The following is a 22,356-nucleotide window of genomic DNA, read 5'->3' on the forward strand; positions in this document are numbered from 1 at the left end:
TTCTTCTTCTCGTTCCAGCCGCCGATGTTGTACGTCTCGCCCGGCGTGCCGCGCGCGAGCACTTCGCGGATCGCGCTGCAGTGGTCGCCGACGTATAGCCAGTCGCGCACGTTCTGACCATCGCCATATACCGGCAGAGCCTTGCCGCCGAGCGCGTTGGCGATCATCAGCGGAATCAGTTTCTCGGGGAACTGGTACGGACCGTAGTTGTTCGAGCAGTTCGTGGTGAGCACCGGCAGGCCGTACGTATGATGGTAGGCGCGCACCAGATGGTCGGAACCCGCCTTGGTGGCCGAGTAAGGACTGTTCGGCGCGTACGGCGTGGTCTCGGAGAATTGCGGATCGGTAGCGGAGAGCGAGCCGAACACTTCGTCGGTCGACACGTGCAGGAAACGGAACGCGGCCTTGTCGGCCTCGCCGAGCGCAGTCCAGTACTGACGGGCCGCCTCGAGCAGCGTGAAGGTGCCGACCACGTTCGTTTGCACGAAATCAGCCGGGCCATGGATCGAACGATCCACATGGCTCTCGGCGGCGAAATGCAGCACGGCACGCGGCTTGTGCTCGGCAAAGAGCGCGTCGAGCGCGGCGCGATCGCAGATATCCGCGCGCACGAAGATGTGCTTCGGATTGTTTTGTTGCGACTTGAGCGTACCCAGATTGCCGGCGTACGTCAGCTTGTCCACGTTCAGTACCGCTTCGTCCGACGCATTGAGCCAGTCGAGCACGAAATTGGCGCCGATAAAACCGGCGCCGCCCGTTACCAGAATCATGAAATTCCCTTCTAGATGTTGGTGGCAGATCGAAATGGTTTGACTGACCTGCAACCACGCGTTGTGGTGTCGGAATCTTGTGGACGCCCGCCGCCGCCCTGGGGCACTGCGGGCGGGCGCTCAAACGCCAATCTTATGAAGCCCCGATTATAAAGCCGCCAAAGGCAAAAACTAGAACCCTAACAACTTGAAACAGCTTGACAAGTTTGGTTTCCATCAGCTAATTCGGCCGTCACTTTCATGACGCATGCCGCTGTGAACGGCCGAAAGCGTGATGGAGCACCGCGCCGATGGAGCGGCTAGCGGTCTGATTCAGCGTAATGCATTGGGAAAAACGGGAGCAAACGCCGCACACGTCTGATCAAATCAGCCTGCAACGCGGCACCTTACGATTGTTATACGCGACTGAAAGCCGCGCGTCACCACGACCCAAAAAGATGGCGGATCGCCGCGCACATGCGGCTGATTATGCCGCCAGCATCCAGCGCAGAGTATCCATGAACGGAATGGCCTCGACTTTCGGCACGAGCGTGCGCAGCTTGGCGGGCGAGCCGGCTAGCATCTTCACATCGGTTTGCCGCACGAAGGCGGGATTGATCTGAATCTCGAGTTCATGCCCCGTCAGATCACTCGCCGCCGAGAGGATTTCGCGCAATGTGAAGGGCGTGCCCGTGCAGACATTGACGGTTTCCGAGGCGGCCTCGGAGTCGAGCAACGCTTCATAAGCGCTCGCCACGTAGCGCACGTCGGAGAAATCGCGCGCGACGTCGATATTGCCGAGTTCGATCGACGGTTCGCGGCGCGCGAAGTGCTCGACGATCTTCGGCACGAGGAAGTTAGACGCCTGGCCTCGGCCGGTATAGTTGAACGGCCGCACGATCAGAATCGGCAGGCGGTCGAACCAGGTCCGCACCATCGTTTCCATCGCCGCCTTGCTGGCCGCGTAGTGATTGACCGGCGTGACCGGGAAGCTCTCGTCGATCGCGGCGCTCGTCACGTTGCCGTAAACGTTCGCGCTGCTCGCGATCAGCAGCTTGCGCGGCGTATGACCGGCGGCGGCGCACGCCTCCAGCAGATTCAGCGTGCCGATCACGTTGACGCGGTAAAAGTCGAGCGGATCGTTATGGCCTACGAAGCTGATCGCAGCGAGGTGGACAATGTAGTCGGGCCGCGCGATCTCGATCACGCGCCGGCAGGCATCCGGCGACGTGATGTCGAGCCGCAGGCGCGTCGGCGTTTCCGGCTCGTCACGCCCGGCGACCGTTTCGATCACCGTGTGACCGCGGCCGAGCAGGTTGTCGACCAGATAGCGGCCCGTGAAGCCGCTCGCCCCGGTGACGAGCGTACGAATAGGTTGCTCTGCATGAAAAGACGACATGCTTTCTCCGTTCATGAAAGTCATCCTGTTGTGTCGCAATATCGTGAGCGCCCTGCGCCGAGCCGCTTGCCAGCGGCGCCTCACCCGATATCGAGCCTTCAAACGGGCTATTATGTCACGCTAATATGTTGCATTGCCCAACGCGGCACGCCTCGTGCGTAACAGCGTGTATCAAACCGCACCCACTTCCTTGATGACACCCGCCACTACGTCTTCCGCTCGTTCCGATCCGTCCCTACACCCGCTCGCCTTCGGCGATCTGCAAGGCTGCCGCACGCCGTTCCAGCGACTGCTGGCCAAGGCCGCGCCGCCGGCCGGCACGCCGCTGTGGTTCGCGGGCGACCTGATCAACCGCGGCACGGAGTCGCTGGCTACGTTGCGCGACATCATCGCGCTCGGCGAGCAGGCGGTGCCGGTGCTGGGCAATCACGATCTGCATCTGCTGTCGGTGTCGGCGGGGATTCGCAAGTCGAAGAAAGGCGACACGATCGACGAGATTCTTGCCGCGCCGGATGCCGCCGACCTGCTCGAATGGATCCGCCACCGTCCGATCGCGTACTTCGACAATGGCATGTTGATGGTTCATGCGGGCGTGCTGCCGCAGTGGGACGTGGATCTGACGCTCGAACTCGCCGACGAATTGCAGCGCGCCCTGCGCGCGCCGAACTGGAAGGAGACGCTCGCCGGTTTGTACGGCAACGAGCCGAACCGCTGGAAACCGGGACTCAAAGGCATCGAGCGGCTGCGTTTGACGTGCAGCGCGTTGACACGCATCCGCTTCTGCAACGCCGAAGGCACCATGGATTTCAGCAGCAGCGGCGGCCTGAATGCGGCGCCGCCGGGTTGCATGCCGTGGTTCGATGTCCCATCGCGCAAGACCGCCGATGTGACTGTGGTGTTCGGTCATTGGGCTGCGCTGGGCCTGATTCTGCGTGACAACCTGATCGGTCTCGACTCAGGCTGCGTGTGGGGCGAACAACTGTCCGCCGTGCGTCTTGCGCAAAAACCTGCGGAGCGCACGCTGACGCAGGTAGAGTGCGAGAACTGCCGCGCGGCGGCCGGTGGCAACTAAGCAGTTGCGTCGGCCCAGTCACACGTTGGGATCGACCGTAGGACGAATTTCAGGCCGAATGCCCTGACCGATCGACCTGATCGACCGGTTCTTCGATCAGCGTTGCCACGACGGCGGATGTAGCGGCCCGCTCCGCCTTCACCGCGCCAGTCATCGCGGCGCCGCTCTGCATCTGCCGCAATGCGGCCGCGATCACGCCTTCCGCTTCCGCCGCCAATGTGCGCCGGTCCGCGCCTGACGCGAGCGGTGCGCAGACATAGATATGCGCGGTCAGCGGTCCACCTCGCAGCAGCAGATTCAGCGAATCGGCGAGCGACAGATCGTCGATATAGGCAGGCGCGGTGGATTGCCGGCCCTGCGCGTCCTCATACATCATGCACAGCGGCTGCACCGGCACGGAGGCCGACACGGCCGCCTGAAACATATTCGCGTGAAACGGCAGCACCGCGAGTCCATTGGACGTGGTGCCTTCGGGAAACACGCACATCAACTCGCCCGCGCCCAGGCGGTCCGACAGTTCGTGCATGATTCGCTTCGCGTCGCTGCGCTTTTCGCGCTGAATGAACACCGTGTCCAGTTGCTGCGCGAGCCAGCCGACCACCGGCCATTGCCGGATCTCGGCCTTCGAGACAAACGGCGTGGGCCGCCATGCGTTGATCACATAGATGTCGATCCACGAAATGTGGTTGGCAACCACCAGCGCGCCGCGATCGAGCCGCGCGCTGTCGTTATGCACGACGAGCCGCATGCCGCATAGGCGCAACATCTTCAGCGACCATTCCCGATTGAGCGTGTGACGCACCTCGGCGCTGGCTTTGGGAAAGCGCGTCGCCACGATCCACATGCCGTGCAGCAGATGAACGACGAGACGGGCCTTGCGTAACGCGAGCTTCATGGTCGGAGCGTTCCTGAATTGGGCCAGTGAGCTGGCCTATAAGCGGGACAATGAGCGTAGCAACACCGCGGCGATCAGCGCTGTTCGAATGCGACGTGCCCGGACACGATGGTCGCCCGCACGCGCGCCGGCAGTTCGTAGCCGAGGAACGGCGTGTTATGCCCTTGGCTTTTCAGCGCGCGCGGCTCGACGCGCCAATGCGCATTGCGGTCGAACACGCAAAGATCGGCCACGCCGCCCACGGCGATACGGCCTGCCGCTTCCAGTTTGAGCACATCGGCCGGCGCCGTGGTGACGCGGTTCAGCGCCTTCGCGAGCGGCACGCGTGCCTCATCGGCCCACTTCACCGTCAGCGACAGGAACAGCTCCAGCCCGGTCGCGCCCGGTGTAGCCTCGGCGAACGGCAGGAGCTTTTCGTCGTCGTCGACCGGCGTGTGGTCGGAACAGATCGCGTCGATCGTGCCGTCGACCAGACCCGCGCGGATCGCTTCGCGATCGCGCTGCTGACGCAGCGGCGGATCGAGCCGGAACTGCGCGTCGAAATAGCCGATGTCGAGGTCGATCAGATGCACATGATTCACGGTGACGTCGCACGACACCGGCAAGCCCTCAGCCTTCGCCGCGCGCATTAACGCAATGCCCGCCGCCGACGACACGTGCGACAAATGCACCCGCGCTCCCGTCACGCGCACCAGTTCGAAGATGGTGTGCAGCGCGATGGTTTCCGCCGACACCGGCACGCCCGAGAGCCCCAGCCGCGACGCCAGCGCGCCGCTCGCGGCCACGCCGCCCTTGCCGAGATAGGCGTCCACGGGACGCAGCCACACGGTATAGCCGTAGGTGTTCGCGTATTGCAGCGCGCGCATCAGCACCTGGGTATCCACCACCGGCACGTCGGCCTGCGAAAAACCGATGCAGCCCGCTTCGGTCAACTCGACCATCTCGGTGATGACCTGCCCCTTGAGTCCGACCGTCAGCGCGCCGAGCGGATAAACATGCGCCTGATCCAGATTGCGCGCGCGGAATTTGAGCATCTCGACGAGGCCCGGTTCGTCGAGCGTCGGATCGGTGTCCGGCGGGCAGACGAGGCTCGTCACGCCGCCCGCGAGCGCGGCGGCCATTTCGGATTCGAGCGTCGCCTTGTGTTCGTAGCCCGGTTCGCGCAGACGCGCGGACAAATCGACCAGACCCGGCATGACACAGAGGCCTTGGGCGTCGATTGTCTTCTCCGGGTGGAAATCCGCAGGCGCGTTTCCGATCGCGGCGATCTTGCCCGCTTCGATAAAAATGTCCTGCTGCTGTTCGGTGCCCGCTGCCGGATCGATCAGCGTGCCGCCTTGAATATGAATCTTCATGCGCTGCCTTATGTTCAGCTGAGTTCAGCTAGTTCCGCGTTACGTGTCGCGGGTTCGTACTGTGCGTGAGTGACGCGGCGCTCTGCATGCATCTGCATCTGCAAGATCAATCGTGATTGCCCGCGACGATCCCCATCACCGCCATGCGCACCGCGATACCAAAAGTCACCTGATTCAGAATCACCGATTGCGGACCGTCGGCCACTTGCGAATCGATTTCGACGCCGCGATTCATCGGGCCGGGGTGCATCACGATCGCGTCGGGCGCGGCGAGCGCGAGACGCTCCGGCGTCAAACCCCAACTCTTGAAATACTCCTGCGCCGAGGGCAACAACGCGCCGCTCATCCGTTCGTTCTGCAGACGCAGCATGATGATCACGTCGACGTCCTTCAGGCCTTCGTCGAGGTTGTGAAACACGCGAACGCCCATCTGCTCCAGGCCGCCCGGCAGCAACGTGCGCGGACCGATTGCGCGCACTTCCGGCACGCCGAGCGTGGTCAGCGCATGAATGTCCGAGCGCGCGACCCGCGAGTGCAGAATGTCGCCGACGATCGCCACGCGCAGCTTCGTGAAGTCCTTCTTGTAGTGACGGATCGTGTACATGTCGAGCAGCCCCTGCGTGGGGTGCGCATGACGGCCGTCGCCGGCATTGATCACGTGCACGTGCGGCGCGCAATGCTGGGCGATCAGATACGGCGCGCCGCTCGATGCATGGCGCACGACGAACATATCGGCATGCATCGCCGAGAGGTTGTTGATCGTGTCGAGCAGCGACTCGCCCTTGCTGGTCGACGACGCGTTGATGTTCAGATTCAGCACGTCCGCCGACAGACGCGTCGCGGCGATCTCGAAGGTGGTGCGGGTGCGCGTCGAGTTCTCGAAGAACAGGTTGAACACCGACTTGCCGCGCAACAGCGGCACCTTCTTCACTTCGCGATCGGTCACGCTGACGAACTGGTCGGCGGTGTCGAGAATGTGATTGACGATCGCCTTCGGCAAGCCCTCGATCGACAACAGATGTTTGAGCTCGCCGTTTTTCGTGAGCTGTGGGTTGCCCTTGAGGAAGCCGTAACGGAAGCGCTCGGTGGCGCTATCGGCGGAATCCTTGGGAGCCTGGCTGGCGGTGTTCATGGTGTACCTGCTTCAAATACGGGCTTCAACGTGATCGGTGTCGATGCGGACTGCGTGTGACGATGCCAAGCTGTGCTTCGCGCGTTGAGCTGCAACGAAAGGCTCGAAAATTCTCTTTTGCGTGGCGCGTGATGGTTCAAAGCGAAGCGCGGAATGCGACGGGTTCGATGCACACTCGCGCAGTTTCGCGCCGTCTTCAATCGACGCGTGCTTCAGTGTGAAAAGTGAAACGCGGCTGGTCCTGCGCGCCGTCCGAACGGGCCAGGACGAGCGTGGCGTCGGCGGGAATGTTCACCACACCGCCGATAAAGCGCGCCGCCACCGGCAATTCGCGTCCACCGCGATCGGCGAGAACCGCAAGTTCGACCGATGCAGGGCGGCCGTAGTCGTACAGCTCGTTGAGCGCCGCGCGGATCGTGCGGCCGGTGTAGAGAACGTCGTCGACCAGCACGATACGGCGGCCGTCGACCGAAAACGGCAGCGAGGTCGGGCTCGCCTGTGAGTGCAGGCCTTTTTTCGCGTAATCGTCGCGATGCAGCGCGACGTTCACCACACCGAAGCTCGGCAGGTTCAGGTCGCGCGCCAGCCGTTCGGCGAGCCACGCGCCGCCGCTGTATATGCCGGCCAGCACCGCGCCCTCGGCGCCGTCTTGCCCGGCGCCGAGCTGGTCGCCATACACCGCGCGAATCTGGTCGAGCAACGCGCGATAAAGCGCTTCGGCGTCAATGGAACTCATGATCGTCGGATAGTCCGTCTAGATATTGCTGGAGGATGATGCTGGCGGCTTCGGCGTCGAGCATGTCGGCGCGGCCGTTGCCGGCGCGGATTTCCGCCTTCGCCTCGACCGACGAATAGCGTTCGTCGACCCACGTGACCGGCAGATTGAAGCGGCCATTCAGCTGGTTGCCGAAGCGCTTCGCAAGCTGGGTCATTTCATGCGGCGTGCCGTCCGGATGCAATGGCAGACCGACCACGAGCGCGTTCGGCTTCCACTCGGCAATCAGTTTGCCGACTGCCTCGAAGCGATATTCGCGGCTGCGGTTCTGCACGATCACGAGCGGCCGCGCGCGACGTGTCAGCGAATTGCCGACCGCCACGCCGATGCGCTTTTCACCGTAGTCGAACGCAAGCAGCGTCGCCTCACGTCCGGCCGGCAGACTCATGCGTGGCCCGCCTCACCCGACAGCATGGACAGGTTGATGCCGAGCAAGGCCAGCGCGGCTTCGAGACGTTCTTCGGCAGGCACGTCGAAGACGATTTTCGGGTCGGCTTCGACCGTCAGCCAACCGTTCTTCGAAATCTCTTCTTCCAGCTGGCCCGCGCCCCAGCCGGCATGGCCGAGCGTGAGGAGAAAACGCTCGGGGCCCGTGCCGCTCGCCACGGCTTCGAGCACGTCTTTCGACGTGGTCATCTCGAGACCGCCGGGCACCGACATGGACGACGTGTACGCGTTGCCGTCTTTCGGATCGTGCAGCACGAAGCCGCGCTCGGTTTGCACCGGGCCGCCGAAATAGACGGGCACATGGAGAAGGGGTTCGATCTCGAGCTTGAGATCGATGCGACTGAAGAGCGCTTGCAGGTCGATATCGGTCGGCCGGTTGATCACGAGGCCGAGCGCACCGCGCTCGCTGTGATCGCAAAGGTAGACCACCGTTCCTGAAAACGTCGGATCCGCCATGTTCGGCATGGCGATCAGGAACTGGTTGGTCAGATTGATGCGATCGGTACTCTTGGACATAGTTCGGATTTTAGCAAAGACGATGCAGGATGGCGGGGCTTTGAGCGTGGAACCGCGATGTGTGCCATGAAGCGTGCCGCGAGCCATCGACGGCGAATCAAGTTGCACTCTATCACGCACGCGGGCGCTCGCCACGGTGCAGGTTCGCGAGGCTTCGCGGCACGCGTGTTGCGTGCCGCCGGGTTGTCTCATTGCGGCCTGCTGCCGGCCGGCGCAGGGTAACGCTTACCGGCTCTGTCACGCATCTCGCTCACGCGCCGCCCTGCTCGATCGAGCGCGTCAGGGCAGCCAGCGCGGTGTTGCCGCCGGGAGGCGCAACGCCCGCGGCGACTTTGTGCAGCGTGGCGCGCAAGGCTTCGGCGGCCTGCTCGAGCGTGCTCGCCGCTGGGGCGCCGACGATCACGTGCGCACGCACCGCAGGCGTCGATACGCCGGCATGCGCGCGACGGCGCCACGCGAGCCCCAGCGCGTCGGCCAGCAGCGCCACGTGGCCGAGGCCCAGCGCGCATGCGGCGGAGCCGAGCCGATAAGCGGCATCGCCCGCTTGCAGCGCTTCGCTCGGATCGGCTTTCTCCGGCTGCTCGGCTGCACGGGCATGCTCGGTCAACGCGGAGATCGATGCATCCGCCGTTTGCAGAAAATCTTCGTACGCGTTCACATTGACGGCCAGCACCCCCAGCTCGCGCGTCAACGCGCTACGCGTGGCGCTGATCGCCTGGGCCTGCACGGCGCCCGCTTCCCAAAGCATTTCGGACGCCTGGGTGCCCGCGACGTGCCAGTCGACGGTCAAGCCGTAGTCGTGCAGGACTTCCACCTGATCGGCGTCTTCGGCGGCGGCGCCGAACAACGCGTAATCGCGCCACAGTAGCGCAAGCGTTGCGCGCACGAGCGAGCGCGGCGCAAGCTCGATGCCGCGCGCGTGGTCGGCGAGCGCAAGGTTGCAACGGGCGTAAAAACGCCGCGCGTCGGTTTCCCCCGCAGCGCGGCCACTGACCCGCAACGCCTTGGCGCAAGCTTTGGCGAGTCGCCAGAAATCATAGGGGTCCGGGCCGGCGAGTTCGCCGAACACGGCGTCCAGTTCGTCGAGGGCCGCGTTGGTAACGGCCAGCGCCGCCGCACTGCCGGTATCGGCCTGCGAGCGCAGCACCGGCAGCAGCGCGCGCTCATAGCGCGCCCGCAGATGCGCCAGCTGATCGGCGGACTGCGCGTGCAGCGAGACCGGCGGCACCGGCCGCGCGGTCAGCGCGAGATCTTCGAAGGCAACGGTGGAACCGGGCGTGTGCTCCGACAGATGCGCGCAAAGCGCCCGGTAATGATTGAACAGCACGGGCGAACAGGACAGTTCGCGCAGATTGTGACGCTCGAGCGCGGCGCGGAAATCGCGCAAGGCCGCGCCGAACACGGGCCGGGCGTTGACCGCGTCGGCCGGGTCGCCCTCCGCGAGCGGCGACAGCCGCACCAGCGCGTCGGCGAAGCGCTGTGCGCTCAGCCAGCCGGCTCCGCGCAATGCGTGTGACGCCCGCAGCAACGCCGACGTGCTCTCGCTGTGCTGTTCGAATGCCAGCAGCGCCTCAGCCAAGGCGAGTTCGGCGGGACGCACAGCGCCGCCGCGCGGATTCGGCAAGGCATCGAAGGAAACGGGTGCAGCGGATTGAGGAGTCATGGGCAGGCGACACGAAGCTGACGGGCCGTCGCTTCGCACCGCACGCAGACTGATCGGCTAACGCGCGAACCGGCGACAGGACAATGACAGACTAACGTTGCGACATGGCGCGACCGAAGACGTTCCACGTCGACGCGTTGGGGCAAACTTCAGAGCGCACCGGTGCGTTCGATCCGGCGCGTCACGCCGGCGGCTGCGAAACACCTTGCCAATGCAGCGCCGCGGCGCTTGCGCCACGGCCCGCAGCCGGCCCGCCGGCTGCTCCCGACTTCAGATCTGGACCATCTCGAAGTCTTCCTTACGCGCGCCGCACTCCGGGCAGGTCCAGTTAATCGGGACGTCTTCCCAGCGAGTGCCCGGCGCAATGCCTTCGTCCGGCAAACCGGCTTCTTCGTCGTAAATCCAGCCGCAAATCAGGCACATCCAGCTTTGATATTCCATTCTTGTGTCGCGTCGTAGAGTCCGTGGAAACGGGAGCCATGATGGTACCGTGTTGCCGCCCCAATGCCTAGCAATCGAAACGCGCAATCGTAGTGTGCGACGGCCTTTGGCTATGCAGTTCGCGTCGGCCGGCACAGTGATCGCGGCGTCGTGCCGCGCGCCGGCCCGCGCTTGCTTGCTGCGACACATCGCGAGATGCGAAAAAACGCCCTCGGGACGGTTTAGGCCGCATAATTGAGTCGATTGCGCACTCTCTGCGCCTAAATTCAGCTCCTTTCCGCAAATCTTCATGCCCAGCGACACGCCTCCGATCGTCCTCACCTTCGGCCTTTCCGATCCCACCGGCGGGTCCGGCCTGCAAGCCGACCTCATGACCCTTGCCAGCATGGGCTGCCATGGCGTCTCCGTGCTCACGGGCTACACCGTGCGCGACTCGGCGAGCTGTGACGAAGTCAACGGGCTCGACCCTGAAGTGGTCGCGACCCAGGCGCGGATGCTGCTCGAAGACATGCCGATCTCCGCGTTCAAGGTCGGCGCCTGCACCCGCGCGGAAGTGGTGAGCGCGATTGCCGAAGTCGTCGCCGATTACGACGACATTCCATTGATTCTCGCCCCCGACTTCACGCTCGACGACGAGCACGTGCTGTCCGCCGACGAACTGCGCGAAGCGATCGCCGACCTGCTCGCGCCGCAAACCACGTTGCTGGTTGCCGATTCAGCCACGCTGCTCGCGCTCGCCCAACCGGACGGCGACGCCGAAGCGCCCAGCCTCGACGCCGCCATCTCGCATCTGCTATCGCAAGGCTGCGAATACATTCTGTCGACGGAAACCGGCACGCACCGGCACGTCAATACGCTGTTCAGCGAAGACGGCCAGTTGCGTCAGGACATGTGGGACCGTGGCAACCATCGCATCATGGGCTTGACGGATACGCTGGGCGCGGCGATAGCCGCTTTGCTCGCCAACGGCCAGGATCCCGCCGAAGCGGTGCGCGAGGCGCAGGAGTATTTGTACCAGGCCGTGCGCAATGCGTTCCGGCCGGGCATGGGTGCGTATATGCCGGATCGGTTCTTCTGGGCGCGCAGCGCCGACGACGAAACGCCGCCGGCAGCCGGCAAGGACGCGGCGCCGGGCGAAGCGCGGCACTGAAAGACGGCGCGGAGCGCCGCCTGCCCTCTGATCCGGGCGCTTCTGCCTGCGGCGAGCGCCCATAAAAAAACCCGCATTTCTGCGGGTTTTTTCGTTTGGGAAGCACGCCTCGCGGCGCGCTTCCCCATGTGCTTCCAACTGAGCCTCCAGACGAGGCCCAACCGAAATTACATGTCCATGCCCATGCCGCCCATGCCGCCGGGCATACCGCCAGGCATCGGTGCATCTTCCTTCGGCAGTTCGCAAACAGCTGCGTCGGTCGTCAGCAGGAGACCTGCGACCGAAGCTGCGTTTTGCAGCGCCGTGCGCGTCACCTTCGTCGGGTCGACAACACCGGCGTCGACCAGGTCGACGTACTCGCCGGTTGCTGCGTTGTAGCCGTAGTTGCCTTGACCAGCAGCAACAGCCGCCACCACGACGCTGGCTTCTTCGCCACCGTTCGTGACGATCTGGCGCAGCGGCTCTTCCATCGCGCGCAGCACGATCTTGATACCTGCGTCCTGATCGGCGTTAGCGCCCTTCAGGCCGGCGATTGCCGTACGTGCGCGGATCAGCGCGACGCCGCCGCCTGCCACGATGCCTTCTTCCACAGCTGCGCGCGTTGCGTGCAGTGCGTCTTCGACACGTGCCTTCTTTTCCTTCATTTCGACTTCGGTCGCAGCGCCGACCTTGATCACTGCAACGCCGCCTGCCAGCTTGGCAACGCGTTCTTGCAGCTTTTCACGGTCGTAGTCCGACGTAGCTTCTTCGATTTGCGTGCGAACCTGCTTCACACGTGCTTCGATGTTGGCAGCTTCGCCAGCGCCGTCGATGATCGTCGTGTTTTCCTTGCCCACTTCGATGCGCTTCGCTTGACCCAGTTCAGCCAGCGTTGCCTTTTCGAGCGTCAGGCCGGTTTCTTCAGCGATGACTTGACCGCCGGTCAGGATCGCGATGTCTTCCAGCATGGCCTTACGACGATCGCCGAAGCCCGGAGCCTTGACAGCAACCGTCTTCAGAATGCCGCGGATGTTGTTCACAACCAGCGTAGCCAGCGCTTCGCCTTCGACGTCTTCTGCGATGATCAGCAGCGGACGGCCAGCCTTGGCGACTTGCTCCAGTACCGGCAGCAGATCGCGGATGTTCGACACCTTCTTGTCGTGCAGCAGCACGAACGGGTTGTCCAACACGGCAACTTGCTTGTCCGGGTTGTTGATGAAGTACGGCGACAGGTAGCCGCGATCGAATTGCATACCTTCGACCACGTCCAGCTCGTCTTGCAGCGACTTGCCGTCTTCAACCGTGATGACGCCTTCCTTGCCGACCTTGTCCATCGCTTCAGCGATACGGTCGCCGATCGACGAATCGCTGTTCGCCGAAATCGCGCCGACTTGAGCGATTTCCTTGTTGGTCGTGCACGGCTTGCTGATCTTGCGCAGTTCTTCGATTGCGGCCGTCACAGCCTTGTCGATACCGCGCTTCAGGTCCATCGGGTTCATGCCCGATGCAACGTACTTCATACCTTCGCGGACGATCGACTGAGCCAGGACCGTTGCGGTCGTGGTGCCGTCACCTGCGTTGTCGCTGGTCTTGGAAGCCACTTCCTTGACCATTTGCGCGCCCATGTTCTGGAGCTTGTCTTTCAGTTCGATCTCTTTCGCGACCGAGACACCATCTTTCGTGACCGTCGGGCCGCCGAAGCTGCGTTCCAGGACAACGTTGCGACCCTTCGGGCCCAGCGTGACCTTCACAGCGTTCGCGAGGATGTTCACGCCTTCAACCATCTTGGCACGGGCGGAATCACCGAATACGACGTCTTTAGCTGCCATCTTCTAACTCCTTGAATTCTTTAAGATATGACCGGGAAAAGTAGCGGCTTGCCGCTTACTTCTGCACCACGGCCATGATGTCTTCTTCGCGCATCACGAGCAGTTCGTTGCCGTCGACCTTAACGGTCTGGCCTGCGTACTTGCCGAACAGGACGCGGTCACCAACCTTCACGTCGAGCGCGATTTGAGCGCCCTTGTCGTCGCGCTTGCCCGGGCCGACTGCCAGAATTTCGCCTTGATCCGGCTTTTCTGCTGCGGCTTCGGGGATCACGATGCCCGACGCGGTCTTGGTTTCTTGATCCAGACGTTTGACGATCACGCGATCATGCAAAGGACGAAGGTTCATACATACTCCTCTCTTGATTGAGACTGAAGAACGCTGAGAAAACCCGGCTGGCTAAGCCAACCGGCGATGTTGTTAGCACTCTCGTGCAGCGAGTGCTAATTATATGGACGGGTGGTGACAAATTCAAGAAGGGATGCTGCTGTTGTAGAGAATTGTCGAGATTCGCTTAGCTTTGAACTTTGGTCGCTGCAGCTCGCACTCTCTACGTCGCCGGGAATCGCTGGACCTCAGCCGATTGTTATAAAAAAACAATAGGTTAGAGTGAGTTTCCGCCGCAGGCTGATCTTCCGCCCGTAGCAGGCACATCGCGGGCTCATGGCTCCTCAGCGTTGCGTGAGAGCCTACCGCCGCGACCCAGGGGAATCCCGTAGCGCAATTCTCTGGCGAATATTTCGGCGCCCGGCCGCCCGCCTGCGTTACGCAATCGATTTCGGTAGTCGCGGGTTCCGTTGCAACGAAAACGAGCGTTCGTTGATCCGCGGGCCGGCGTCAGTCTCGGCAATATCGCCGGCCGCGAACTGTTTACGATAAGCGGCAGGCGTGAGTTCTTTCAACGCCTTGAACTGTCGGTTGAAGTTGGCGACGTTCGGAAATCCAGACCGGGCTGCAACCACGGAAACAGGCGTGGAGGTGTGCGCGAGCATCCGGCAGGCATGTCCAATCCTGACCCGCGCGATATATCGCCCGACGCTCTCTCCAATATGCTGCTCGAAGTAGCGCGCCAGAGAACGCTCCGATACGTTCGCTGCCTCGCAAAGTTCGGATAAACGCAGCGGCTCAGCGAAGCGCAAATCGATCATCGAAAGCACGCGGTTGATACGCTCCGGTTCGTGGCCTGAAGGACCCTCTGTCCGGTCGCTAAACGCCGCGGGCGAAGCGAGCGGCTCACCGGGTGCTTCCGCTAGCGCGCACAAAACATTTAGCACGACCGCAAGGCGTTCTCGCGGCGCGTTGGACAGCAGAGTGTCGAGCTGGCCGTGCATCGCGGCGGCGACCTCCGGACTAAATGCCAGCCCGCACGCCGCCCGCCGTAGCAGGTTACGCAACGGCGCATATTCCGGGCAGACATCCGCCAGTCGCCGCGCCCAGTCGCCGCCGAACCAGATCACGATGGCAACCTGAGGGGACGCCACATCGATCGAGCGGTTCGACGCCCACGTGTGAGGAAGATTCGGCGGCACGAGAACCAGATCTTCCTCTACATAGTCCGCGATCGAATCTCCGATGTAACGCTTGCCTTGACTGTTCAGCGTCAGGGTCAGCTCGTACTCGGGATGATGGTGCCATTCAAATGGAATGCGCGGCAGGCGCCGATGGTAAACCCGGACCGAGCAGTCGTCGCCAAATTCGACATGTTCGTATGCTGGTTTCATGGCAGAACGCGCAAAGAAATTGTCTGGATGGTATCACTTTTACGAGTGTGGTCAGCCTATCCTGCGGATACACCAGAACCCACAAGGAGACGACCATGGCACTCATCATCGACGATTTGCCGGCAGCGATCCGGCAGGCCAAGCAGGAGCTTCGCGCACGACTTCCGAACTATCGTGATGTTTTCGCCGAGGTGGATGAGGCGATTCGCGCCGAAGCCAGCAGAATCGCCGCGCAACGCAATCGCGGCGAAAACGTGATCCCGGAAATCCGGTTCTCCGACATCGCGGAGCAGCGCGTGAGCGACGAGCAGATCGAACTCGTCAAAACGCGTGGTGCGTGTGTGATCCGCAATGTGTTCGACCGCGCGCTGGTGGAAGGGTGGGACCGCAACATCGCGGACTACGTCGAACGCAACGACCTGGATACGCGTCTGCAGAACCGCGCCGAGGACAAATACTTCGGCCAGCTCGCGTCGAGCAAGCCACAGATATACGGCGTGTACTGGTCAAAGCCGCAGGTCCTCGCGCGCCAGGCGCCGTCGCTGACTGCGGCCCGTGTCTTCCTGAACCGGCTGTGGCGCAATGAGAGCGAAGGCCGGGTCCATTTCGATCCAGAGCGAGTGCCGGTTTACGCCGACCGGATGCGTCGGCGGCCGCCTGGTTCCGAGTCATTGGGCTTGTCCGCGCATTGCGACGGCGGCTCGGTCGAGCGGTGGATCGAGGCGAATTTCCGCAAGGTTTACCGGCATGTGTTCGACGGCAACTGGCGTCGATATGATCCGTTCGATGCCGCGTTCCGGCCCGACGTAGAGGAGATTGCGTCGCCCGCCGTATGTTCGATGTTCCGCACGTTTCAGGGCTGGACCGCACTGACGCCGCAAGGTCCCGGCGACGGCACGTTGCAACTCGTGCCCATTGCGAATTCGATGGCTTATATCCTGTTGCGCGCCCTTCAGGACGACGTCGCCGACGACGACCTGTGCGGCGCGATGCCAGGCCGCGCGCTCTCCATCAAGCCGGAATATCATGCGCCGCTTTTCGACGCGCTTTCATCGATTCCCCACATGCAGGCGGGCGATACCGTGTTCTGGCACAGCGACGTGATCCACGCGGTCGAAGACGCGCATCGCGGTACCGGCTACAGCAACGTGATGTATATCGCGTCGGCGCCCTCGTGTGCCAAGAACGACGAGTACCTCAAGCGCCAGTTGCCTAGCTTCCTTGAAGGCAAGAGCCCACCCGACTTCCCGGCCGACCATTTCGAAGTCGACTTCGTGGGACGGGCAACCGCCGAAGATCTGACGCCCCTCGGTAAAGCCCAGCTCGGTTTCGATCTGTAAGGCTACGTGAACGCACGCCATCGTGGCGTGCGCCTGCCTGGTGATTCATAAAGAAAATTAACGGAGACAGCAATGAAAAGAACACTCATGTCGGCTGCAATTGTCGCAGCGGCGGCCGCCACGGGCGCACAGGCCGCAAGCGCTGCCGAGTCACTTTCAGTATTGCACTGGTGGACCTCGGGCGGTGAATCGAAGGCGATCAGAGTGCTTAAGGACGACATGAATAAACAGGGTTACGAGTGGAAAGACTTCGCCGTAGCCGGAGGAGCGGGTGCGGCTGCCATGACGGCGTTGAAGACCCAGGTCATGTCCGGCAACGCACCGTCGGCTGCGCAGATCAAGGGGCCGTTGATACAGGACTGGGCTGACCAAGGCGTGTTGGTCGATATAGACAAGTCCGCCACCGACTGGAAAGCCCAACTTCCGGCGCAGATCAACAAGACCATGATGTCAAAAGGCCACTACGTGGCCGCGCCATTTTCGGTGCACCGAATCAACTGGCTATGGATCAACAAAGCCGCCCTCGATAAAGTGGGCGGTAAGCCGCCGACCACATGGCCCGAGTTCTTCGCGCTAGCCGACAAGTTCCGGGCTGCGGGCATTACGCCCGTCGCGCGTGGTGGCCAGCCTTGGCAAGACATGACCATCTGGGAGACGGTGGTGCTTTCTCAGGGCGCGGATTTTTATCGCAAAGCCATGATCGATCTCGATCAGAAAACACTCACTTCGCCTCAGATGTTGCAGGTGTTCCAGACTGTCCGGAAGATTCAGGGTTACTTCGACAAAGGTTCGACCGGTCGCGACTGGAATCTCGCGACAGCGATGATCATCAACGGATCGGGTGGGATGCAATTCATGGGGGACTGGGCGAAAGGTGAATTCGCGAACGCGAACAAGAAAGCCGACATCGACTATATCTGCGCGGCTGCGCCTGGTACGTCGAACACCTTCACCTACACAGTAGACTCGTTCGTGTTTTTCCAGCAGAACGGCAAAAAAGAAGCGACGCCCGGACAGCTTGCGTTGGCAAAGACAATCATGTCGCCCGCATTTCAGGAGCAATTCAGTCTTTACAAAGGTTCGATTCCGGTGAGGCAGGATGTTTCAATGGAAAAATTCGACGCCTGCGCCAAGAAGTCATACGCAGATGAGCAAACCACTATTAAATCCAACACGTTCTTTCCGTCGTTCGCGTTCGGCGATGTTCAGTCGTCAGCCACTGAAGGCGCGATTACCGATGTCGTGACCGGCTTCATGAACTCGAATGAAGACCCGCAAGAGGCAATGCGCAAGGTCGCCGCCGCAGCGAAGATCAAATAGGTACGAGTTTCGCAGCCGCCTCGCGAAAATCAAGCGGTTATGCAAGGTCATTCGAGGGGTAAGAGGTGACCTTTATGAACGTCTCCTCCATGTCTCCAGGATGTGGATTTAGCCCGCCGTTCGCGCGGGCTTTCTTTTTGTTGGAGATCCTCTCGACCGCCGAACTGTTGTGCAGCCTATACGTATTGGTGCCGGATGACACAGGCAAGGCGCTGGAGATGCATCGCGCGGTACTGCTATTCAGCGGTGGCGTAAAAAAATGCTGGTTGCGGCCGGCAAATCATCGAAAAGAGGCCAGAAAAAAGCCCTGTTCGTAACGCAAGCGCAAGCACATGACCGATAGAATTTCTTCCGATATGCACGTTACGCAACGTCACGCGCCCGATACCTGTCGGATCGTTTTCTCACATCGGATTTCCCGGTTAATTCAGCATGACACGGCTTGCACGGCACTACGTCCCAGACCAACCGCAGCACGTTATCCTGCAGGGGCTCACAGGGCCCGCATTCCTGGACGAAGGAGACTACCGGTACTTCCTCGCCTGCCTGGCCGACGCAGCGCGTGTCGCCGATCTCGCAGTCCACGCGTGGGTACTCATGCCCGACGCGGTACAGTTCCTTGTCACGCCTTCGTACGAGTCGAGCGTGGCCATGGCGATGCAGGCGGTCTGCCGTCGCTATGTCGAAACCTTCAACCGCCGCCATGGACGCCGCGGAACAATGTGGCGTGGCGAGTACCGGGCGACAGTGATCGAGCCCGACCGTTATTTCCTGCTCGCGAGCCAGGCCATCGATCACGCGCCGGTGCGCAACCGCCTTGTGGTCGAGCCGGGACACTACCCGTGGTCGAGCTACACGCACCACGTCGGGCTGCGCGTCGATAGCTTTATCAAGGATCATCCACTCTACCGGGCGCTCGGCAATACGCCGTCCGAGCGCCACCAGGCTTACCGCGATCTGGGCGCACAGGCCCTCGACGAACGCGATGTCGATAATCTGTTGCAGTCGACGCTCAAGGGCTGGGTGCTCGGCAGCGCCGCGTATTGCGAGTGGGCGGCGCAGACAGCCAACCGACGTTTGATGCCCCTGCTGCTGCGCGACCGGCCGCGCAAAGTTCAGGCCACGCGCGCGCTCGAACACGCGGGCTAATCAAAAGATCGTCGGGGTAGAAAAGTTCATGGCAGTGTGGGCATTCTTGCACGCCCACAGCTGCTAGTGCGATATCCCAAGTTGCGCCTCTTACTCCCGCCGGCCGCACCTTCCAGACTCTCATCCCAAACGCCGGAAGATCGAGCACACGTACGTCGTCGGGCCGCCTCCACGTGGTCGACGACCGACCGCGCATCGAGCTTGATCGCCCTCTTCTCTTCCCGCCGAATCCGCCGCCCTGCGAATTGACTTGCATCCCGGTCAAATACTGTATAAATTTACAGTACTGTTTTTATATACAGGATCGGCCATGAACCAACTCATCCGCATCTTGAACGACGGTGACCGCGAAACGCTTGCGTGGTTGCGCAAGCATGTTGGAGACGTGCGCGTCGCTGCCGCGGCGCGACATCTGGGAGGCAACGGCAAGCCGTACGTATCCGCCGTGTGCCGCTATCTCGGCGTACGTCCGCCAATGCCTCATCAACATAGCCGGCCTGTTGAAGACTGCACGGTCGGCGACAACCATCTGGCCCAGATCCGCGAATTGCTGGCACAGCGAAACCGGGCATTGCTGAAGCATCAGTTTTGATGCTGCGAGTTACTGCGAATCCTCAGGAAGATAACAATATGCTTAGCAACGCTTCTCTTGATACGGATGTCCACGAGATCAACCCTGCGGCGCTCGAACGCGCGCTCCGCAGCGCGTCGCTGGACCTGCAGCAGATCATTGCCACGGTCGCTGGTCGTCACCTCGACACGGGTCGTCGCCGTCACTCGAATAGCGCGCGATTGCCGACCTGGCGCACGCTGCTGACAATCGACGAACAGGTCTTTGAGAATCGGGGCTTCCTGGCTAGGCACAACGAGACAGTACGTTCAACGTTTGTGCGGTTTGAGGACAGTCGTCTGTCCGGGATGGATCTCGACGAACCCGTCGACTGGCGACGTGACGACGACAACTTGCCAGCCGTTTACCTGCTCGTGCGCGCACTGGTACAGGCCGACGCTACTGATATGGTCACTCAGGATTAGTACGCGGGCGTCAGCCGTTGTCGTCATAGTGTTGGATGCACTCCGGAAGTCGCGAGGCGAGCCCTGATGTCGTTCGCGAGTCCGCCAAAGGAGCCAGCGGCTGACACGCCCGTGGGCGACCAGCTATCCACACGCTGCGTCGCCCTCTACAACCCCGTGTTCACACGGCAAAAGCCCTCGAAAATACCGAGGCGGAACGCGCCATCACTCCAACGTGTCAATGGGAAACAAGTGCGGTCGACTAATGAAGTGAAAGAGCTCTATCCGAGTCGCAACGATGTCTGAATAATTTCTCACGTCGTGCTCCGCGGCTCCTGAATCATCTTCCAGCCGTTGCCGGCGGGGTCGCGAAAACCAGCGTCGACGCTGCCGAAGCGGTCCACCGGCTCCTGGGTGAATTCCACGCCACTCGCCTTTAGCCGGGCATAGCTCGCGCGGCAATCGGACACCAGAAGGACGAGAGGCGGCATGGCGCCCTTCGCGACCATCGCGCGCAGGGTCTGCGCGGTGGCGTCGTCATGGATGGGCGGACCGGGTCTGAACAGCCCGAGCTGGAACGACGGCTGGTCTGGATGCTGGACTGTCAGCCACCGGTAGGCACCGTTGACCACGTCCGTATGGACGCGGAATCCGAGTTTGTCGACATAGAACTTGAGCGCTTCGTCCTGATCGTCGACGTACAGGCCCACCACACTGATACCCTGGTTCATGAGACCTCCTTGGTTGATGGCCGCAATGTACCTTTGGCCGCGCGACGGCGCTTCTCCAAAACTGCGATGGTCAGATCGGGACGCTGAGCGGCCTTCAGAACGCAGGCGGGTACGCGGTCGAGTTGCTGCATGACGGCCTGCGCCTCCCGGCGCATGGCGCTGGGGCTCCGACCGTTAATGTCGCGGAAGACGCGGCCAAAGGTACCCAGGCTCTCCCAGCCGGTGGCGAAGGCAATTTCCGTGATGCTGAGCGCAGTGTCGCGCAGCAGCGTATTGGCTTGCTCGATGCGCCGCGTCAGCAGATATCGATGTGGCGGGATGCCGAAGGCCCGCTTGAAGGAGCGCGCGAAATGAGCCTCGGAAACGCCACTGACCGCAGCCAGTCGTTCGACGGGCCACGCCTCGTGCGAAGCGGCGTCCATTCGGTCTTTGGCGCGCAGCAAGCGACGCAGCAGCGCCGGATCCTGCAACGGATCGGCGCCGGCCAGCGGCAGAGACGAGGTGAGTGGTGGATTGGATTCGGCCATGATCGTCAATGGTTCGCCATCGTTGGCTGCGAGCGTAGTGTGTCGAAGACTGATTCCGGAAACGTCGGCATCGCTGGTGAGTTTCGACGTTGGGAGGCCGCACACTGCCTTCATCCCGTTCAATTCTAACGCGCTGGATGCCCGGTAACCGCCCCGTGGCGCGACCAAATGGGCGCTCGAAGGGTGCGTCGAAACGGGCACCAAAGAAGACGCCGTGAGACGACTATTCAATTCGCCCCGCTGCGCCTAACATTGCCTGAAAAGCAGCAGGGAGGCGTATGAACATCTTCGGTACCGATACTCGCTTCACCGGCTCCATCGCCGAACTCTATGAGAGCCACCTTGTTCCGATGCTCTTTGAACCCTACGCTGCGGATCTGGCGAACAGGGTCGCCGGGCGTCATCCGTCACGCGTGCTCGAGACTGCAGCCGGCACGGGCGTACTGACCCGCGCGATGGCGCATGCATTACCCGTCCAAGTCGAGCTGGTGGCGACCGACCTGAATCAGCCGATGCTCGATCGCGCCGCGGCAATCGGCACTTCGAGGCCGGTAAGGTGGCAACAGGCAGACGCGACCCACCTGCCGTTCGACGACGCGAGTTTCGACGTCGTCGTCTGCCAGTTCGGGGTCATGTTCTTTCCGGACAAGGCGCATGCGTTTTCCGAAGCTCGGCGCGTACTTAGGCGCGACGGCGCGCTGTTGTTCAACGTATGGGACCGCATCGAAGAAAACGAGTTTGCCAATACCGTCACGGCGACGCTCGCGGGTCTCTTCCCGGCGGATCCTCCACTTTTCTTAGTGCGCACGCCGTACGGTTATTTCGACCCGGCAGTCATTTCACGCGACCTCGTCAATGCGGGCTTCAGCACGGCTCCACGCTTCGAGACCATTGCGGCGCGTAGCCGTGCGACATCGGCGCTTGTGCCGGCCGTCGGCCTTTGTCAGGGAACGCCGTTGCGCAATGAGATCGAGGCGCGCTCCGGCGGCGCGCTGGATGACGCGACGTCAGCGTGCGCCACTGCGATTGCCGAGCGCTTCGGGACGGGGCCGGTCGACGGTAAGATCCAGGCGCACGTGGTCATGGTCCAAAGCTGACCGTTGATACGAACGCTCGCTGGCGCGGCCTTGCGCATCACCTCCACACGGTCGTCA

Annotated in this window: 24 protein-coding genes; 9 read left to right on the forward strand and 15 right to left on the reverse strand. The window is 62.2% G+C overall.

Annotation, left to right across the window (positions count from 1 at the left end; genetic code table 11):
• On the reverse strand, positions 1-770 hold a 770-nt coding region (gene rfbB / locus B0G75_RS21770), incomplete at its 3' end, for a dTDP-glucose 4,6-dehydratase (protein WP_106310136.1).
• A gap of 466 nt (positions 771-1,236) precedes the next feature.
• Complete coding sequence (locus tag B0G75_RS21775) at positions 1,237-2,148, reverse strand: GDP-mannose 4,6-dehydratase (RefSeq protein ID WP_106310791.1); 912 nt, start codon at positions 2,146-2,148, stop codon at positions 1,237-1,239.
• Positions 2,149-2,341: 193 nt separating this feature from the next.
• On the opposite strand from B0G75_RS21775, the gene B0G75_RS21780 reads away from it, so the two are divergent.
• Positions 2,342-3,220 (forward strand): symmetrical bis(5'-nucleosyl)-tetraphosphatase, encoded by an 879-nt coding sequence (locus B0G75_RS21780; RefSeq protein WP_106310139.1) that lies wholly within the window; start codon positions 2,342-2,344, stop codon positions 3,218-3,220.
• 49 nt (positions 3,221-3,269) lie between these two features.
• Here the strand turns inward: B0G75_RS21780 and B0G75_RS21785 are convergent, their stop codons facing one another.
• The 8 genes from B0G75_RS21785 to B0G75_RS21820 all read right to left on the reverse strand — a co-directional run bounded on the left by B0G75_RS21785 (position 3,270) and on the right by B0G75_RS21820 (position 10,444).
• Positions 3,270-4,115 (reverse strand): 1-acyl-sn-glycerol-3-phosphate acyltransferase, encoded by an 846-nt coding sequence (locus B0G75_RS21785; protein WP_106310142.1) that lies wholly within the window; start codon positions 4,113-4,115, stop codon positions 3,270-3,272.
• 74 nt (positions 4,116-4,189) lie between these two features.
• A complete protein-coding gene (locus B0G75_RS21790; protein ID WP_106310145.1) occupies positions 4,190-5,470 on the reverse strand; it encodes a dihydroorotase in 1,281 nt (426 codons plus the stop codon).
• A 106-nt stretch (positions 5,471-5,576) separates the two neighbouring features.
• A complete protein-coding gene (locus B0G75_RS21795) occupies positions 5,577-6,602 on the reverse strand; it encodes an aspartate carbamoyltransferase catalytic subunit (protein ID WP_106310148.1) in 1,026 nt (341 codons plus the stop codon).
• Positions 6,603-6,798: 196 nt separating this feature from the next.
• On the reverse strand, positions 6,799-7,338 hold the full coding sequence (pyrR, locus tag B0G75_RS21800) for a bifunctional pyr operon transcriptional regulator/uracil phosphoribosyltransferase PyrR (protein WP_106310151.1): 540 nt from the start codon (positions 7,336-7,338) through the stop codon (positions 6,799-6,801).
• Positions 7,325-7,765, reverse strand: a complete 441-nt coding sequence (gene ruvX, locus B0G75_RS21805) for a Holliday junction resolvase RuvX (protein ID WP_106286115.1) — start codon at positions 7,763-7,765, stop codon at positions 7,325-7,327. The genes pyrR and ruvX overlap by 14 nt, the downstream gene beginning before the upstream one ends.
• Positions 7,762-8,340 carry a YqgE/AlgH family protein gene (locus B0G75_RS21810; RefSeq protein WP_007178990.1) on the reverse strand — a complete coding sequence of 193 codons (579 nt, stop codon included), beginning with the start codon at positions 8,338-8,340 and terminating at the stop codon, positions 7,762-7,764. Before B0G75_RS21810 ends, ruvX begins: the two co-directional genes overlap by 4 nt.
• A 250-nt stretch (positions 8,341-8,590) precedes the next feature.
• Positions 8,591-10,003, reverse strand: coding sequence for a hypothetical protein (locus B0G75_RS21815; RefSeq protein ID WP_106310154.1), 1,413 nt, complete (start codon positions 10,001-10,003; stop codon positions 8,591-8,593).
• A gap of 270 nt (positions 10,004-10,273) precedes the next feature.
• Positions 10,274-10,444: a rubredoxin gene (locus B0G75_RS21820; protein WP_006047743.1), complete on the reverse strand. Its 171-nt coding sequence runs from the start codon at positions 10,442-10,444 to the stop codon at positions 10,274-10,276.
• A gap of 289 nt (positions 10,445-10,733) precedes the next feature.
• Between B0G75_RS21820 and B0G75_RS21825 the strand changes: the two genes are divergently transcribed.
• Complete coding sequence (locus B0G75_RS21825; RefSeq protein ID WP_106310157.1) at positions 10,734-11,594, forward strand: hydroxymethylpyrimidine/phosphomethylpyrimidine kinase; 861 nt, start codon at positions 10,734-10,736, stop codon at positions 11,592-11,594.
• A gap of 167 nt (positions 11,595-11,761) precedes the next feature.
• Here the strand turns inward: B0G75_RS21825 and groL are convergent, their stop codons facing one another.
• From groL to B0G75_RS21840, 3 genes are all read right to left on the reverse strand, one after another.
• Positions 11,762-13,402, reverse strand: coding sequence for a chaperonin GroEL (gene groL / locus B0G75_RS21830; RefSeq protein WP_106310160.1), 1,641 nt, complete (start codon positions 13,400-13,402; stop codon positions 11,762-11,764).
• A gap of 55 nt (positions 13,403-13,457) precedes the next feature.
• Positions 13,458-13,748, reverse strand: a complete 291-nt coding sequence (gene groES / locus B0G75_RS21835) for a co-chaperone GroES (protein ID WP_007178996.1) — start codon at positions 13,746-13,748, stop codon at positions 13,458-13,460.
• Positions 13,749-14,164: 416 nt separating this feature from the next.
• A complete protein-coding gene (locus B0G75_RS21840) occupies positions 14,165-15,121 on the reverse strand; it encodes an AraC family transcriptional regulator (protein WP_106310162.1) in 957 nt (318 codons plus the stop codon).
• 95 nt (positions 15,122-15,216) lie between these two features.
• Between B0G75_RS21840 and B0G75_RS21845 the strand changes: the two genes are divergently transcribed.
• From B0G75_RS21845 to B0G75_RS21865, 6 genes are all read left to right on the forward strand, one after another.
• The gene (locus B0G75_RS21845) at positions 15,217-16,461 is read left to right on the forward strand and encodes a DUF1479 domain-containing protein (RefSeq protein WP_106310165.1); all 1,245 of its coding nucleotides are present in this window, start codon (positions 15,217-15,219) and stop codon (positions 16,459-16,461) included.
• A gap of 72 nt (positions 16,462-16,533) precedes the next feature.
• Positions 16,534-17,781, forward strand: a complete 1,248-nt coding sequence (locus B0G75_RS21850; RefSeq protein ID WP_106310168.1) for an ABC transporter substrate-binding protein — start codon at positions 16,534-16,536, stop codon at positions 17,779-17,781.
• Positions 17,782-17,855: 74 nt separating this feature from the next.
• The gene (locus B0G75_RS40245) at positions 17,856-18,098 is read left to right on the forward strand and encodes a hypothetical protein (RefSeq protein WP_146142531.1); all 243 of its coding nucleotides are present in this window, start codon (positions 17,856-17,858) and stop codon (positions 18,096-18,098) included.
• Between the two features lie 115 nt (positions 18,099-18,213).
• Positions 18,214-18,930, forward strand: coding sequence for a transposase (locus B0G75_RS21855; RefSeq protein WP_106310171.1), 717 nt, complete (start codon positions 18,214-18,216; stop codon positions 18,928-18,930).
• A gap of 310 nt (positions 18,931-19,240) precedes the next feature.
• Positions 19,241-19,522 (forward strand): hypothetical protein, encoded by a 282-nt coding sequence (locus B0G75_RS21860; protein ID WP_106310174.1) that lies wholly within the window; start codon positions 19,241-19,243, stop codon positions 19,520-19,522.
• A gap of 38 nt (positions 19,523-19,560) precedes the next feature.
• Positions 19,561-19,965 (forward strand): DUF2471 domain-containing protein, encoded by a 405-nt coding sequence (locus B0G75_RS21865; RefSeq protein WP_106310177.1) that lies wholly within the window; start codon positions 19,561-19,563, stop codon positions 19,963-19,965.
• A 293-nt stretch (positions 19,966-20,258) separates the two neighbouring features.
• Here B0G75_RS21865 and B0G75_RS21870 read toward each other — a convergent pair whose 3' ends face one another.
• A complete protein-coding gene (locus B0G75_RS21870; RefSeq protein WP_106310180.1) occupies positions 20,259-20,675 on the reverse strand; it encodes a VOC family protein in 417 nt (138 codons plus the stop codon).
• Complete coding sequence (locus B0G75_RS21875) at positions 20,672-21,202, reverse strand: helix-turn-helix domain-containing protein (RefSeq protein WP_106310794.1); 531 nt, start codon at positions 21,200-21,202, stop codon at positions 20,672-20,674. The genes B0G75_RS21870 and B0G75_RS21875 overlap by 4 nt, the downstream gene beginning before the upstream one ends.
• Positions 21,203-21,480: 278 nt before the next feature.
• Here B0G75_RS21875 and B0G75_RS21880 point away from each other — a divergent pair, with 278 nt between their 5' ends.
• Positions 21,481-22,299 carry a class I SAM-dependent methyltransferase gene (locus B0G75_RS21880; RefSeq protein WP_106310183.1) on the forward strand — a complete coding sequence of 273 codons (819 nt, stop codon included), beginning with the start codon at positions 21,481-21,483 and terminating at the stop codon, positions 22,297-22,299.
• The last annotated feature ends 57 nt before the right edge of the window (positions 22,300-22,356 follow it).

It is taken from the genome of Paraburkholderia sp. BL18I3N2 (genome assembly GCF_003001875.1).
GTDB classification, from domain to species: Bacteria; Pseudomonadota; Gammaproteobacteria; order Burkholderiales; family Burkholderiaceae; genus Paraburkholderia; species Paraburkholderia phytofirmans.

Coding starts and splice junctions, on each gene's coding strand:
- B0G75_RS21790 (WP_106310145.1), bottom strand. CDS start 5,470: ATGAAGATTCATATTCAAGGCGGCACGCTGATCGATCCGGCAGCGGGC.
- pyrR (WP_106310151.1), bottom strand. CDS start 7,338: ATGAGTTCCATTGACGCCGAAGCGCTTTATCGCGCGTTGCTCGACCAG.
- B0G75_RS40245 (WP_146142531.1), top strand. CDS start 17,856: ATGAACGTCTCCTCCATGTCTCCAGGATGTGGATTTAGCCCGCCGTTC.
- B0G75_RS21825 (WP_106310157.1), top strand. CDS start 10,734: ATGCCCAGCGACACGCCTCCGATCGTCCTCACCTTCGGCCTTTCCGAT.
- ruvX (WP_106286115.1), bottom strand. CDS start 7,765: ATGAGTCTGCCGGCCGGACGTGAGGCGACGCTGCTTGCGTTCGACTAC.
- B0G75_RS21840 (WP_106310162.1), bottom strand. CDS start 15,121: ATGAAACCAGCATACGAACATGTCGAATTTGGCGACGACTGCTCGGTC.
- B0G75_RS21880 (WP_106310183.1), top strand. CDS start 21,481: ATGAACATCTTCGGTACCGATACTCGCTTCACCGGCTCCATCGCCGAA.
- B0G75_RS21860 (WP_106310174.1), top strand. CDS start 19,241: ATGAACCAACTCATCCGCATCTTGAACGACGGTGACCGCGAAACGCTT.
- B0G75_RS21780 (WP_106310139.1), top strand. CDS start 2,342: ATGACACCCGCCACTACGTCTTCCGCTCGTTCCGATCCGTCCCTACAC.
- B0G75_RS21870 (WP_106310180.1), bottom strand. CDS start 20,675: ATGAACCAGGGTATCAGTGTGGTGGGCCTGTACGTCGACGATCAGGAC.
- B0G75_RS21875 (WP_106310794.1), bottom strand. CDS start 21,202: ATGGCCGAATCCAATCCACCACTCACCTCGTCTCTGCCGCTGGCCGGC.
- B0G75_RS21775 (WP_106310791.1), bottom strand. CDS start 2,148: ATGTCGTCTTTTCATGCAGAGCAACCTATTCGTACGCTCGTCACCGGG.
- B0G75_RS21785 (WP_106310142.1), bottom strand. CDS start 4,115: ATGAAGCTCGCGTTACGCAAGGCCCGTCTCGTCGTTCATCTGCTGCAC.
- B0G75_RS21820 (WP_006047743.1), bottom strand. CDS start 10,444: ATGGAATATCAAAGCTGGATGTGCCTGATTTGCGGCTGGATTTACGAC.
- B0G75_RS21815 (WP_106310154.1), bottom strand. CDS start 10,003: ATGACTCCTCAATCCGCTGCACCCGTTTCCTTCGATGCCTTGCCGAAT.
- groES (WP_007178996.1), bottom strand. CDS start 13,748: ATGAACCTTCGTCCTTTGCATGATCGCGTGATCGTCAAACGTCTGGAT.
- B0G75_RS21865 (WP_106310177.1), top strand. CDS start 19,561: ATGCTTAGCAACGCTTCTCTTGATACGGATGTCCACGAGATCAACCCT.
- B0G75_RS21845 (WP_106310165.1), top strand. CDS start 15,217: ATGGCACTCATCATCGACGATTTGCCGGCAGCGATCCGGCAGGCCAAG.
- B0G75_RS21795 (WP_106310148.1), bottom strand. CDS start 6,602: ATGAACACCGCCAGCCAGGCTCCCAAGGATTCCGCCGATAGCGCCACC.
- B0G75_RS21850 (WP_106310168.1), top strand. CDS start 16,534: ATGAAAAGAACACTCATGTCGGCTGCAATTGTCGCAGCGGCGGCCGCC.
- groL (WP_106310160.1), bottom strand. CDS start 13,402: ATGGCAGCTAAAGACGTCGTATTCGGTGATTCCGCCCGTGCCAAGATG.
- B0G75_RS21810 (WP_007178990.1), bottom strand. CDS start 8,340: ATGTCCAAGAGTACCGATCGCATCAATCTGACCAACCAGTTCCTGATC.
- B0G75_RS21855 (WP_106310171.1), top strand. CDS start 18,214: ATGACACGGCTTGCACGGCACTACGTCCCAGACCAACCGCAGCACGTT.